This window comes from Bradyrhizobium sp. S69 (assembly GCF_009766005.1).
Lineage (GTDB): Bacteria > Pseudomonadota > Alphaproteobacteria > Rhizobiales > Xanthobacteraceae > Bradyrhizobium.
In genome coordinates this window covers 58,375-71,353 of the sequence record NZ_LMUK01000010.1, presented here as the reverse complement: position 1 = coordinate 71,353, position 12,979 = coordinate 58,375, and the positions used below count along the sequence as shown (strand labels likewise).

The window sequence follows — 12,979 nt, the reverse complement described above, 5'->3', positions numbered from 1 at the left end:
CAGCCGACGCCGGCGCAATGGGCAATCCAGCGCAGCGCGTTGCTGTGACGCCGCCGATCGACGCGCGACCGGCGGCTTGCCGACGACTGACGGTCGCTCGGCTTAGGCGCCGTCCTTGCGTCGCCATGAAAACAGGGCGGACGGAAAATCGGCCGCGGAACGCTTTTCAAACTGCGGCTTCGGCGGAAGCGGTCGCGGGTTCGGGTCGGGCGCGATCACCGCGCGATAGAGATGCCAGGTGGCATGGCCGAGCAGCGGGATCACGATCGCGAGACCGAGGAAGAACGGCAGCGATCCCAGCACCAGCAGCACCGCCACGATCAATCCCCAAGCCGCCATCGGCACCGGATTTTTCGCCACCGCGCGAAGCGACGTCACCATGGCGTCGCCGGCGCCAGCCTGTCGGTCGAGCATCAGAGGGAATGAAACCACGCTGATGCACAACGCCACCACGGCGAACAGGAATCCGACCCCACAGCCGATCACGACCAGCCACCACCCTTGCGATGTCGTCAGGATGCGCTCGGCGAAATCCGGAATGCCGGCCGCGGCTTCATAGCCGAATGCGGCGACATAGATCGCCTGCGCGGTCGCAACCCAGGTCACAAACAGCGCCAGCAGCAGCACGCCGACGCCCAGCATGGCGCCGAACGAGGGCGAGCGAAGTACCTCGAGCGCATCCCAAGCCGACGCCCGTTCACCGCTTTCCCGGCGGCGGCTGAGTTCATACAGACCGAGGGCTGCGAATGGGCCGAGCAGGGCAAAGCCCGCCGCGAGCGGAAACAGCAATGGCAATACCGAATAGCCGAGTACGGTGCGCGCCAGCACCAGTCCGAGGACCGGATAGATCACGCACAGGATGATGGCGTGACTGGGCACCGCCTTGAAATCCTCCCAGCCAAGGCGCAACGCCTGATGCAGGTCGGACAGGCCGATGGTGCGGATGATCGGGGCGGCGGCGGAGCCGGCTGCGGTCTCGTCCCTGGGCGGTGTGACACTGCTTGGGTATGATGTCGCCATGTCGTTGTCTCCCTTTCGTTGTTTCCCCTGTTACAGCGGTCACGCTTTTTGGCGCCCGGCAAAGGACGCACACGAGCCGCCTAACGGAAACGATCACGATCAGGCCAGACGCGAAGACAGGAAACCGAAACTGGCCATGTCGCGAGCTGAGCGGTCAGCGTACGCTCAATCCTGTGGCATGAGCGCTCACGCTTCGGTGTTGCCGCGGTGCACATGCTTGTGCCTGTCATTCCGCCGTCACTGCGCCGCCGCTAGACTGGTTCCAATGCCTCCTTGCCGCATTGGCAAGCGCGTGGGGGGCGGCTAAACTTCCGCGTTCGAGCCGTCACAGATATCTGCATTCATTGGGAGCAAACGATGAGCATTTTCGGAAAAATCATGGGCGCGATCTTTGGCAGCCACGCCAGCGCAACACCGGCGAGCGGCGGCGCGGCCACGGCTGGCAGCGCTTCGTCGAGCGGGGCCAGCACCGCATCGTCCTCCGCCGGACCGTCGGCAGGATCCTCCGCGTCTGCATCGGCGGCGCCGGCGCAAACCGTCGACGTCGCGGCGATTGTCGACAAGGCGGCGGCCGCGACCGGCGAAAAGCTGGAATGGCGCACATCGATCGTCGATCTGCTGAAGGCGCTCAACATCGATTCCAGCCTCACGGCGCGCAAGGAGCTGGCCAAGGAACTCGGCTACACCGGCGACACCAATGATTCCGCCACCATGAATATCTGGCTGCACAAGCAGGTGATGGCGAAACTGGCGGCCAATGGCGGCAAGCTGCCCCCGGAAATCAAGCACTGAGCTTTGGCTTGAAGCTGCGATCAAGGCCCGCATCCTCGCGGGCCTTTTTCGTTGCCGTTTCGCTGATCTAGCATTGCTTGCTCTCGGCGAAGCAGGGGTCTAGATACCGCTCGGAACAAGCAACGCTTGAGCGGAGACTGCCCTTGGATACCGTCGATCGCAGGACCATTCTCGCCACCGGCGCGCTGGCGCTGACCGGCGCCGCCACGTCCATCGGCCGCGCCGAGGCGCAGGCCGCCCCCAAGCCGATCTTCGCGGTGCCCGCGGTGACGATCCCGATCGCAGGCCAAGCCGAGGTGTTTCCGGTTCGCCGCATCTACTGCATCGGGCGCAATTATGCCGCGCATGCGATCGAGCGCGGCTCGGATCCGACCCGCGAGCCGCCGTTCTTTTTCCAGAAACCGACCGATGCGATCCAGAACGTCGCGGTCGGCACGGTGGCGGATCATCCCTATCCGTTGCTCACCAAGAACTACCACCACGAAGTCGAACTGGTCGCAGCGCTGAAATCGGGCGGCACCAATATCGCGCCGGAGCAGGCGCTCGATCACGTCTATGGCTACGCGCTTGGGCTCGATATGACGCGGCGCGACCTGCAGAACGGGATGGCTTCCGAAAAGAAGCCGTGGGAAATCGGCAAGAGTTTCGATCATGCCGCCGTGCTCGGCCCGATCCATCCCGTGGCCAAAGTCGGTCACCTCGCCAAGGGCGCGATCTCGCTCGCCGTCAACGGCACCATCCGGCAGAATTCCGACCTCGACCGCATGACCTGGAGCGTCGCCGAACAGATTGCGAAGTTGTCCGAGGCGTTCGAACTCAAGGCCGGCGACATCATCTATTCCGGTACCCCGGAGAATGTCGGCCCGGTGGTGAAGGGCGACGTGCTGTTGTGCAAGCTCGAAGGCTTGCCGGACATGTCGATCCGGATCGTGTGAAGGCGATCAAGTCAGCGCTCCAGATCCGCGTATTCCGGATGCTTGTGCAGATAATCCACCACGAACCCGCAGCCGGCGACCACCTTCAATCCGTCGGCGCGGATGATATTCAGCGCGCCCTTGACCAGTTCCGAGGCGATGCCGCGGCCGCGTAGCGCGCTCGGGGTTTCGGTGTGGGTGATGATGACGGTATCGGGCGAAAGGCGATAATTCGCGAACGCTATCGCGTCTTCGACGTCGAGCTCGAAGCGGTGTTGGGATTTGTTGTCGCGGACCTGGTTCATGTCGAGCTCACTTCACGGATTCTTTCAGGGAGTCCTTCAGCATGCCGCGGATCGACCACGGCGCGCCATCGATCGCCCCCTTGATATCATCGATCTTCCATTTGTCGCCGTCGCGCACGAAATCGTAGCGCACGGTTTCGTCGTCGGATTTCGTGCGCGGCTGGCTGCCGGTCATGGTCGCCGCGATCGTAGCCTTGTCGGCCGCGAGTTTTTCGGCGATCACCTTGAACGACTTTACCTCCGGGTCCTGCGAATTGGTGACCGGATCGAAATCGATGGGCCCGACATCGCCCTTGGCCGTGTGGGCATCGGCCTTGGCCCATAACGCGATCAGCGATTTCGACAGATATTTGGCTTTCGCCGCCTTGTTCTCGATCACGAAGCCGCCGCCGCCATCGCCTTTGCCCTTGGCCGCGCGGGTATAGATCGCCGTCACGATGGCCACGGGATCGCCGCCGGAGGCCGGTTCGGCGAAGGCGGCGCGGGCGGTGGCGCCGGCAAACAGGCTGGCAAAGAGACCAGTAAGGCTGGTCGAAATCAGGGCGCGGCGGGTGATCATCTCTGTCCTCAATTGGCGTATGCTGTATGTGGGTGTTCGAATATGTCGTTCGGGCGCGATCATGCGTTCGATTTGCCGCGGAGCAATAACATGGCCAATGAAAAGGGCCCCAACGTCAAGAAGAAGCAGAAATGCAAAAATTGCGAGGGCAAGGGCCTGGTCAAGAAGGGCGACCATGTCGTGAAGTGCCAGCGCTGCAAGGGCACCGGGGTGCGGTGAGGGCGGGCGTCATTCCGGGACGAGCGAAGCGAGGGCTACGATGCGCAATTGCGCATCTGAGAATCCATAACCCCTGTGGCGATGTTGGTCGCCGAACGCTAGCACAGGGAGTATGGATTCCGGGCCCGCGCCGAGGTGGCGCGTCCCGGAATGACGAAGGCCCCCATTAACAACCGCGCGTGAATCTGCTTCAATTTTCTGAACATCCGTTTGGGAGGAAAAAATCCATGAAACTCGTTCTGTCGCTGCTCGGCGTCGTCCTGCTGGTGGTCGCCGCGGTCTATTTCCTGATCCCGGCGGATCAGCTGCCGAGTTTCTTCCCGGGGTACGCGGCCGGCGATGTCCATACGCATACCAAGCACGGCATCGTGGCTGGTGTGGTCGGCCTGGTGCTGCTCGGCGCCGGCGTCTTCATCGGGCGCCGATAAGTGAACGGGCAGGCGAACGCAACCGGGGCCGACGCGCCGCGCGGCGGCATGGCCAGGATGTCGCGCCGGGTGATGAATCTGGCGCATCTCGTGACCCAGAACGCGCGCCGGCACGGCGAGCGGGCGGGTTTCATCTGGGGCGACAGGTCCTGGAGCTGGCGCGAGATCGACGGCCACGTCTCGGCGCTGGCGGCGGCACTCGCGGCGCGCGGCATCGTCAAGGGCGACCGCATCCTGGTCCATTCCAAGAATTGCGACGAGATGTTCTGGTCGATGTTCGCGGCCTTCCGGTTGGGCGCGGTCTGGGTTCCCACCAATTTCCGGCTGATGCCCGATGAGGTCGCCTATCTCGCCACGGCTTCTGGCGCGCGAGCGTTCCTGTGCCACGGCGATTTCCCCGAGCATGCCGCCGCAATATCCGGGCCCGAATTCATCTGGCGGATCGGCGAGGGCGCCTTTGGCGAGACAACGCTGACCGAAGCGATCAAGGCGCATGCGGGAAGTTCGTTTGCGAATGTCGCGGTCGACTATGACGATCCCTGCTGGTTCTTCTTCACCTCGGGCACCACGGGCCGCTCCAAGGCCGCGGTGCTGACCCACGGCCAGATGGCTTTCGTGGTGACCAACCACCTGGCCGACCTCACGCCCGGCACCACCGAGCGCGATGCGTCGCTGGTGGTGGCGCCGCTGTCGCACGGCGCCGGCGTGCATCAGTTGATGCAGACGGCGAGGGCGGTGCCGACCATCCTGCTGCCGTCCGAGCGGTTCGATATCACCGAGGCATTCCGGCTGATCGAGCGGCACCGCGTCAGCAACATCTTTACCGTTCCGACCATCCTGAAGATGATGGTCGAACATCCCGCGATCGACCGCTTCGATCATTCGTCGCTGCGTTACGTAATCTATGCCGGCGCGCCGATGTACCGCGAGGACCAGAAGGCGGCACTGAAAAAACTCGGCGGCGTGCTGGTGCAATATTTCGGGCTTGGCGAAGTCACCGGCAACATCACGGTGCTGCCGGCGGAGCTGCACGACCCCGAAGACGGGCCGCAGGCGCGCATTGGTAGCTGCGGCTACGAGCGCACCGGCATGCAGGTTTCGATCCAGGGCGATGACGGCCATGAGCTGAAACCGTTCGAGACCGGCGAGATCTGCGTGATCGGTCCGGCCGTGTTCGCCGGCTATTATGATAATCCCGAGGCCAATGCGAAAGCGTTCCGCGACGGCTGGTTTCGCACCGGCGATCTCGGTCATATGGACGCGGAAGGGTTTGTCTATATCACCGGCCGCGCCTCCGACATGTACATCTCGGGCGGATCCAACATCTACCCGCGCGAGGTCGAGGAGAAGATCCTGACCCATCCCGCGATCGGCGAGGTCGCGGTGCTCGGCGTGCCCGATCCGGTCTGGGGCGAGGTCGGCGTCGCGGTGTGCGTCAAGCGTGACGGCGCCGATGCGGTGAGCGAGCTGGATCTCGCCGGCTATCTCGCCACCAAGGTGCCACGCTACAAGATGCCGAAGCGGTTTTTCTTCTGGGATGCGCTGCCGAAATCCGGCTACGGCAAAATTCCAAAACGGCTGGTGCGCGATGAGCTCGAAGCGCGCGGTTTGCTTGATGTCACCACCAAACCAAGCAGCTGAATGATGCGTCGTATCGAGCAGCCCGGTCCGCCCGCGCCTGAACGCATCCAATGGGTCGAGGCGCGGGGGCGCGCGTTTGCGTTTACGCTGCAAGCCGGCCTGCCGTTGCTGGAGGCCGCGCGGCGCGGCTTTGCCGCGGCCGGTTTTGCCGGCGGCGCGTTGAACATGCGAGGCGGCGCACTCGGTCCGTTCGCCTATGTGATGCCGGCGCTGTCGAAGACCGGCGCCAACGCCGCGTTCTACAGCGACACATTTCGGCCCGACGGCGTCACCCGGCTGAAAATGGGCGCGATGACGTTGGGGACGCGCGACGGCGCGCCGTTCTACCATTGCCATGCGCTGTGGAGCGAAGCTTCCGGACGCCTCAATGGCGGCCATATGCTGCCGGAGGAGACCATCGTCGCCGAGCCCTTTGAGGTCGAGGCGTTCGGCATCGATGGCGCGATGTTCGCGGCCGAGCTTGATCCCGAGACCAATTTTAAACTGTTCGGTCCTGTCTCGATCGCCGCGACAGGCACAAAGACCTCCAGCCGCGCGTTCGCGCTGCGGCTGCGCCCGAACCAGGATTTTGCCGGCGCGCTGGAAGGTTTTTGTCGTCAGCACGGAATTTTCCGCGCCAAGATTCATGGCGGCGTCGGCAGCACCATCGGCGCGCAATTCACCGATGGCAGCAGCACAGTGCCGTTCGCGACCGAACTGGCGATCCGCTCGGGCAACATCACCCAAGGTGAAGGCGGCGCGCTGCAAGCCGAACTCGACATCGCGCTGGTCGACTATCTCGGCGGCCTCGCCGAAGGACGGCTGGTCCGCGGCGACAATCCGGTGCTGATGACGATGGAGCTGGTGCTGGAAGTGCTGGAGGCGGGCGAGTAGGGGACTGTCGTCGTCCCGGCGAACGCCGGGACCCATAACCCCTGGCGTCAATTGTAATAGAAGGCATCTGCCCAACTGCCTAAAACGCGAGTCCTCGCCGTATGGGTCCCGGCGCGGAGGCCGGGACGACGTGAGTGGTTTTTTCGGATTCATCAAACAACGACGCGACTCACACACACGTTGGCATTCTCGCGACATCATTTGTCCGAGGTTTGCAAAATTCGATCGCCCTAAAGAAAGAGGGCGCAGGGAAGACCGGGTGCGCGCTGCACCCGCGGTCTCATGTGCCAAGATGCACGTAAGAAATGCGCACATGAGCATACAGGTTCAGCGGAAACACTCCGGCCTTCCCTGCGCAATGGTTTACGGCTTATTCCGTGCTCTCCCCGGTGAGACCAGAGCTTGTTTGTCACCGTCGTCCGCAAGAAGCGTGAGCTTCCCAGGAACTTGACACCAGCCATTGGGGCGTCAGGACCACACGACTTTGCCGTCCGCGTCAGCCACGCTCGTCAGTCGCAGCCTTCGCGTCCATCGCATCCCACCGCACGTTCGTGACGATCGCGAGCCGCCCCTCTCATCGGGTGGGATAGACAATGGAAGACGTGATTTGGGTCAAAAACAAAGCGGAATATTTTTCGCTAAGGGGCTGGACAGGATTCCGCGCGCGAAGGTGATTTGCCCGTCGGGCAAGATCGGTCTGACGATTTCATCGGCTGAGATCATCCTGCGCAACGGCTTCGCCGTCATCCTGAGGTGCGCGCTCTTTCTTGCGCGCCTCGAAGGATGGCCGCACGCACTGCGCTGAACAGCATCCTTCGAGACGCGGCGAAGACGCCGCTCCTCAGGATGACGGCGAAGCTTGCAAAACATCGGGCTTGGTGACACTCGCTCGGCATTGCATAGTCGTGCGAACAGCCGGAGGAACCAGTCATGCAGATGCGGGCATTTGGGCGGACGGGAATGCAGCTCTCGGTGCTGGGCTTTGGCTGCGGTGCCGTCGGCGGCATCATGGTGCGGGGCGATCACGCCGACCAGGAACGCACCGTCGCGCGCGCGATCGCGGCCGGCATCAATTATTTCGACACGGCGGTGCAATATGGCGACGGCGAATCCGAAACGAATCTCGGCCGTGTCCTGCAAAACTTGAAGCCTGCCGATGTCGTGGTCGGCACCAAGGTGCGGCTGCCGCCAAGCGACACCGGCCGCATTGCCGATGCCGTGACAAAATCGATCGAGGGCAGCCTGGCGCGGCTGCGGCTCGAGCGGGTCGACATCCTGCATCTGCACAATTCGATTACCGAGGATGGCGGCGGACCGGCGCTCAGCGTCCGGCAGGTGCTGGACGAGGTGGTGCCCGCGTTCGAACGGCTGCGCCAGCAGGGGAAAATTCGCTTTCTCGGGCTGACGGCGGTCGGCGACACCGCGGCGCTGCATCAGGTGATCGATGGCGGCGCCTTCGACAGCGCGCAGGTGGTCTACAACATGCTCAATCCGTCGGCCGCCGTGACATTGCCGAAGCATTATCCGGCGCAGGATTATGGCCGCCTGTTCGATCGCACCTGGGCCGCCGGCACCGGCGTCGTCGGCATCCGCGTGCTGGCCGGCGGCGCGCTGTCGGGGTCGGCCGAGCGTCACCCGATCGCGAGCCCGGCGCCGGAGCCGATCGGCTCCGCCATGAGCTATGACGCCGATATCGATCGCGCCCGCCGTCTGCTGCCGCTGGTGGAGGAGGGGGTTGCCACCAGCCTGACCGAAGCCGCGACGCGGTTTGCGATCTCGCATCCGGCGATGGGTTCGATCCTGGTCGGCATGGCGACGCCGCAGCAGTTCGAGGACGCACTCGCCGCGGTCCAGAAGGGCCCATTGCCGCAAGCGGCGCTGGAACGGCTGGCGGAATTGCGCGAGGGGTTCTCCGGGGAGCCGCGGTAATTGTAGCCCGGATGAGCGCTTGCGATATCCGGGTCTTCGTGCCGTCCCGGATATCGCAAGCGCTCATCCGGGCTACATACCACCACAGAGGTTGAACATGGCTCCCATCGTACATCCCGGCCGCCTGCTGAAGCGCGAGCTCGTCGCGCGCAAGCTCAGCGCCAACCGGCTGTCGCTCGATATCGGCGTTCCCTCTGGCCGTATCACCGATATCCTCAACTTTCGTCGCGCGATCACGGCCGATACGGCCGTACGGTTGGGCCGCTACTTTGGTAACGGTGCGCAGTTCTGGCTGGATTTGCAGGGACAGTACGACATTGGGGTGGTTGAACGGGAGAAGGGGCGGAAATTGCCAAGCGCGTGAGGCCCGCGGACGCAGCGTGAACGGGCTATTTCCTTAACTTCCGCACGTGAACGTTGATGTCGAGGTCGATGTTAACAACGCATTTCTGCGTCGTCTTGTGCGAGCCGCCGGCGTGCCAACGGCCGTCGCGCGCGCGGGCATCCCGGACATTGGCGAGCTTCAAGCATCGCCATTGCGGCAGCGGGCCTGAGCTCTCGCCGGCGAATTGCCAGGCCAGCACGACCTCTTCGCCTGATATGTTGGTGCCGATGATGTGCGGGCACAGTTCGCGATGGCGGCCTTCGTAGCTGCAGACCACCTGTCGCTCGCCGAGGATGGCGTTACGGAAGAGGGTGTAGGCGGCGCTGGGCATGGACGGTAAGCTCACCAAAAATGTTCTTGTTTCGTTCTGAAAACCGTGCCAGAGAGTGAGGCTGGGATTGGAGCGCTGGACTGCGTCGGTTGTTGGGTAAGCGCGCATGGCAAGACGACACAAGCCGATTGATCTGCCGGCGCCGTACCTCAAGCGCGTCTGGCTGGAGCCGTCGCGGATTATCGACCGCGCCGCCTATCCGTTTTGCCTGCCGTTATTGCGCGACGATTTCGAACTGAGTTTTGACCGGGCGATCACCATCATCGTCGGCGAGAACGGCACCGGCAAATCCACCTTGCTCGAAGGGATCGCGGTGCTCGCGGGTTTTGACGAAGCCGGCGGTGGCAAGGGCTATATGCCGGTCGATCATTCCAACGCCGTGGAAGTGATGGGTGGCACGCTGTCGAGCGCGCTCCGCGCAAGCTGGCTGCCGAAGATCACCAATGGCTGGTTCTTCCGGGCCGAAAGCTTCTTTTCCGTCGCGAGATATGTCGACCAGGCAGCTCTCGATGTTGGGGATTTGCCACCCAATTTCCTCTCTCATTCCCACGGCGAAGGTTTTCTCCGGTTCTTCCAGGAACGCTGTCAGCGACAGGGCATCTTCATCTTCGATGAGCCGGAATCCGCGCTGTCTCCGGCGCGCCAGATGGAGTTTTTGAAGCTAATGCGGCGGATGGAAAACATCGGCCATTGCCAGATCATCATGGCTACGCATTCGCCAATGCTGATGGCGTATCCCGGCGCGCAACTGCTGCGGCTGACAAAATACGGACTGGACCCGGTGACCGTGAAGGAGACGGATCACTACAAGGTCATGCGCGAGTTTTGCGATGATCCGAAGGGGTTTGTGGAAGCGGCGATCGAGGAGTGAGAACGCTTCAGGATTAACTCTAGCGGATACCACCGGGTTCCCCGGCGCCTTGATTTGTGCATACTTCGAGAAACTAATAAGACGCGAAAACGCTTTGGAGGGCAGGGAGTGCCGAGGTTCGGGCCAGCGTGGTTGTGTGTAGGGTTGCTCGGGCTGATGCTCGGCGGTTGCGCGGACACGACGGTCGCGCCGCCAATGGGTGCTAATTTCACGCCCCGGGACCGCGAGTTACTGACCAATCCGCCTTACAAGCAGGCGGATATCCCTGAGAATTTTCGCCGGCAAGTGGTCGACTATCCGCGCAATGAGCCGCCGGGCAGCATCCTGGTCGATAGCGATGCGCGCTATCTCTTCTACGTGCAGCCGGGCCACAAGGCGGTCCGCTACGGCGTCGCGGTGGGGCAGGAGGCGCTGGCGTTCTCCGGCACCGCCACGATCGGCCGCATGGCCGAATGGCCCGACTGGATTCCGACCCCCGATATAAAGGCGCGGCTCGGCCCATTTCCGGATCGCGTGGCAGGCGGTCCGGCCAATCCAATGGGGGCGCGCGCGATGTACCTGTACCAGGGCAACAAGGACACCCTGTACCGCATCCACGGCACTAACCAGCCGGAACGTATCGGCCAAGCCGTCTCCTCCGGCTGCATCCGCATGACCAACGAGGACGTCATCGATCTCTATGATCGGGCGAGGCAGGGCGCCACCGTCGTCGTGCTGCCGCCGAGTCCAGGTACATGGAATGGGCGTGACGGGGGCCAGCGGAGCTGAGCGGGCGGGCGTAGCCCGGATGAGCACTTGCGATATCCGGGGTCGTTCCGTGGTCCCGCAATGTCGCTTCGCTCATGCGGGCTACTCGCTGACAAGCGTCGTTCTATTTGATATCGTAGACAGCATACCGTACGGAGATAACCCCATGCCGCACGAACGGATTGAAATCAGCCCGGACATCATGGACGGGAAACCGGTCATTCGTGGCACCCGCGTTCCGGTAGAGCTGGTTTTGCGCAAGCTCGGAGCCGGTGCGTCGCCCGAGGCTATCCTTGCAGATCACCCGCGGCTGACGCCGCGGGATATTCAAGCCGCGCAGGCGTTTGCCGCCGACTATCTCGCCGACGAAGACATTGTATACGGCTAATAGGTGCGGTGGCTTGCGGACGAGTGCGTCGCGGCGCCATTGGTCGGGTTTCTCCGTGCACACGGTCATGACGTACTCTACGTCGCGGAGTCTGCCGCGGGTTTGAGCGACTCCGATGTTATTGCGCTCGCGTTACGCGAGGAACGACTTCTGCTCACCGAGGACAAGGATTTTGGCGATCTCGTCTTTCGGCGGGAACGCTCGATCCCGGGCGTTGTGTTGATCCGCATCGGGTCCGAAGCCGCCGTACTGAAGACGGCGCGGTTAACGTCGGCGATCGAGCGATATGGCGAAGCGCTCTTTGGCCGCTACACGGTAATCGAGGAGGGACGCTTCAGGTCGCGTCATCTGTGGAGCGATATTTAGGAGCGGGACGCAATAACCCCGTGCATTGCGCCGCGCGGACAAACGAAAGAGGCGGAATACGCTGCGCTATTCCGCCCTACGGGCTTCCTAGAAAGTGGATTCAAAAATGCCGAACGACATGCAGTCCATGGTTGAGAAATATCAGTCGTTGCGGCCCCTTTACGAGGGATACGCACTTAAATTGGAGCCGTTGATACGAGACATACTTGAGGCCAACAACATCAAATATCAGATGGTTGAATCAAGAGCTAAAGACGTCCCCTCATTCAAGGATAAAATATTTCGTCCTGGAAAATCATACAATGATCCGCTCAAGGACATAACCGACTTATGTGGCTGTCGAATAATTGTATATTATCAGGACGACGTAGTTCGCGTAGCGGAGGCAATTAAAGCAGAATTCCGGATCTCGGAAGAAAACCTTTCAAGGCAGCCGCAATTGCTCGAAGTCGACAGATTTGGCTATCTATCCGCGCATTACATCGTTTCAATTGGAAAGACACGAGGCGATTTGACAGAGTGGAAACCGTATGCCGATCTTGTGGCGGAAATTCAGGTTCGAACAGTTATTCAACATGCTTGGTCAGCCGTTTCTCACGCGCTTCAATATAAGCAGGAAGCAGCGATACCTTCGAAACTACAGCGCCGCTTGCATAGGATTGCCGGACTTTTCGAACTAGCCGATGAGGAGTTCGTAGGACTCAGAAACGAGCGCGAATCCGTTCGCTTGCAGGCTAGGCGCGATCTTAAAGAGGGTGATGATAGTGTACCGCTTACGGCGGTAACTATTTCGGAGTTTCTTGCAACCTGGGACGGCTCTGACAAACTTGCGAGTGCCGCTAAGGGAGTTGGTTTCAGTCTAAAGGAAGACGACTTTGAAGCAGGAAAATTTATATCCGATATCTACGACACAGCGGTGTTGGCGGGTATCAGCAATTTAGGAGAGCTACGGAATGCATTAGAACGTGCAGACAGGAGTTATTTGGCAAGATTGTGGAAACTAAAACGAAAAGATAGCGAGGATTGGTTTGTTTCTCGAGATTTCTTGGTATTGCTGATGTTGGTTTATAACGCGAGAGAGCGCATCTCAGTGGATTTCTTAGTTGCGCGAGGCTTTGACAACGAAATCGCGAAACTGACGTTACATGCTACCGACAAGTCCAAACAAGATCGGCGTACGAAGCGAGATGACGCATAGTTCGCGCCACGAA

At 61.7% G+C, this 12,979-nt stretch carries 18 protein-coding genes; 14 read left to right on the top strand and 4 right to left on the bottom strand.

Features of this window, described 5'->3' with window-relative positions; translation table 11 throughout:
* Positions 1-102: 102 nt before the first annotated feature.
* A complete protein-coding gene (locus GSQ88_RS03560; protein ID WP_159006007.1) occupies positions 103-1,020 on the bottom strand; it encodes a DUF2189 domain-containing protein in 918 nt (305 codons plus the stop codon).
* A gap of 357 nt (positions 1,021-1,377) precedes the next feature.
* Here GSQ88_RS03560 and GSQ88_RS03555 point away from each other — a divergent pair, with 357 nt between their 5' ends.
* Positions 1,378-1,812 carry a DUF3597 domain-containing protein gene (locus GSQ88_RS03555; protein ID WP_159006006.1) on the top strand — a complete coding sequence of 145 codons (435 nt, stop codon included), beginning with the start codon at positions 1,378-1,380 and terminating at the stop codon, positions 1,810-1,812.
* Between the two features lie 143 nt (positions 1,813-1,955).
* Positions 1,956-2,747, top strand: a complete 792-nt coding sequence (locus GSQ88_RS03550; protein ID WP_159006005.1) for a fumarylacetoacetate hydrolase family protein — start codon at positions 1,956-1,958, stop codon at positions 2,745-2,747.
* Between the two features lie 11 nt (positions 2,748-2,758).
* Here the strand turns inward: GSQ88_RS03550 and GSQ88_RS03545 are convergent, their stop codons facing one another.
* Complete coding sequence (locus GSQ88_RS03545; RefSeq protein WP_159006004.1) at positions 2,759-3,031, bottom strand: GNAT family N-acetyltransferase; 273 nt, start codon at positions 3,029-3,031, stop codon at positions 2,759-2,761.
* A gap of 7 nt (positions 3,032-3,038) precedes the next feature.
* Entirely contained in the window at positions 3,039-3,590 is a 552-nt protein-coding gene (locus tag GSQ88_RS03540; RefSeq protein WP_159006003.1) for a DUF3828 domain-containing protein, read from the bottom strand.
* Positions 3,591-3,680: 90 nt separating this feature from the next.
* Here GSQ88_RS03540 and GSQ88_RS35930 point away from each other — a divergent pair, with 90 nt between their 5' ends.
* The 7 genes from GSQ88_RS35930 (at position 3,681) to GSQ88_RS03510 (ending at position 9,044) form a co-directional block, all read left to right on the top strand.
* Positions 3,681-3,809 (top strand): hypothetical protein, encoded by a 129-nt coding sequence (locus GSQ88_RS35930; RefSeq protein ID WP_283810662.1) that lies wholly within the window; start codon positions 3,681-3,683, stop codon positions 3,807-3,809.
* A 227-nt stretch (positions 3,810-4,036) separates the two neighbouring features.
* A complete protein-coding gene (locus GSQ88_RS03535) occupies positions 4,037-4,237 on the top strand; it encodes a hypothetical protein (RefSeq protein ID WP_159006002.1) in 201 nt (66 codons plus the stop codon).
* The gene (locus GSQ88_RS03530; protein WP_283810661.1) at positions 4,238-5,878 is read left to right on the top strand and encodes an acyl-CoA synthetase; all 1,641 of its coding nucleotides are present in this window, start codon (positions 4,238-4,240) and stop codon (positions 5,876-5,878) included.
* A 3-nt stretch (positions 5,879-5,881) separates the two neighbouring features.
* Positions 5,882-6,751, top strand: a complete 870-nt coding sequence (locus tag GSQ88_RS03525; RefSeq protein ID WP_159006105.1) for a PCC domain-containing protein — start codon at positions 5,882-5,884, stop codon at positions 6,749-6,751.
* Positions 6,752-7,358: 607 nt separating this feature from the next.
* A complete protein-coding gene (locus tag GSQ88_RS03520) occupies positions 7,359-7,556 on the top strand; it encodes a hypothetical protein (RefSeq protein ID WP_159006001.1) in 198 nt (65 codons plus the stop codon).
* 125 nt (positions 7,557-7,681) lie between these two features.
* Entirely contained in the window at positions 7,682-8,680 is a 999-nt protein-coding gene (locus tag GSQ88_RS03515) for an aldo/keto reductase (RefSeq protein ID WP_159006000.1), read from the top strand.
* Positions 8,681-8,777: 97 nt separating this feature from the next.
* The gene (locus GSQ88_RS03510) at positions 8,778-9,044 is read left to right on the top strand and encodes a HigA family addiction module antitoxin (RefSeq protein ID WP_159005999.1); all 267 of its coding nucleotides are present in this window, start codon (positions 8,778-8,780) and stop codon (positions 9,042-9,044) included.
* A 25-nt stretch (positions 9,045-9,069) separates the two neighbouring features.
* On the opposite strand, the gene GSQ88_RS03505 is transcribed toward GSQ88_RS03510, so the two are convergent.
* The gene (locus GSQ88_RS03505; RefSeq protein WP_159005998.1) at positions 9,070-9,396 is read right to left on the bottom strand and encodes a hypothetical protein; all 327 of its coding nucleotides are present in this window, start codon (positions 9,394-9,396) and stop codon (positions 9,070-9,072) included.
* A gap of 106 nt (positions 9,397-9,502) precedes the next feature.
* On the opposite strand from GSQ88_RS03505, the gene GSQ88_RS03500 reads away from it, so the two are divergent.
* From GSQ88_RS03500 to GSQ88_RS03480, 5 genes are all read left to right on the top strand, one after another.
* Positions 9,503-10,267, top strand: a complete 765-nt coding sequence (locus GSQ88_RS03500; protein ID WP_159005997.1) for an AAA family ATPase — start codon at positions 9,503-9,505, stop codon at positions 10,265-10,267.
* 156 nt (positions 10,268-10,423) lie between these two features.
* Positions 10,424-11,035 (top strand): L,D-transpeptidase, encoded by a 612-nt coding sequence (locus tag GSQ88_RS03495; RefSeq protein WP_159006104.1) that lies wholly within the window; start codon positions 10,424-10,426, stop codon positions 11,033-11,035.
* 145 nt (positions 11,036-11,180) lie between these two features.
* Complete coding sequence (locus GSQ88_RS03490; RefSeq protein WP_159005996.1) at positions 11,181-11,402, top strand: DUF433 domain-containing protein; 222 nt, start codon at positions 11,181-11,183, stop codon at positions 11,400-11,402.
* A 3-nt stretch (positions 11,403-11,405) separates the two neighbouring features.
* Entirely contained in the window at positions 11,406-11,768 is a 363-nt protein-coding gene (locus GSQ88_RS03485; protein WP_159005995.1) for a DUF5615 family PIN-like protein, read from the top strand.
* A 106-nt stretch (positions 11,769-11,874) separates the two neighbouring features.
* Positions 11,875-12,966: a GTP pyrophosphokinase gene (locus tag GSQ88_RS03480; protein ID WP_159005994.1), complete on the top strand. Its 1,092-nt coding sequence runs from the start codon at positions 11,875-11,877 to the stop codon at positions 12,964-12,966.
* Positions 12,967-12,979 lie beyond the last annotated feature (13 nt).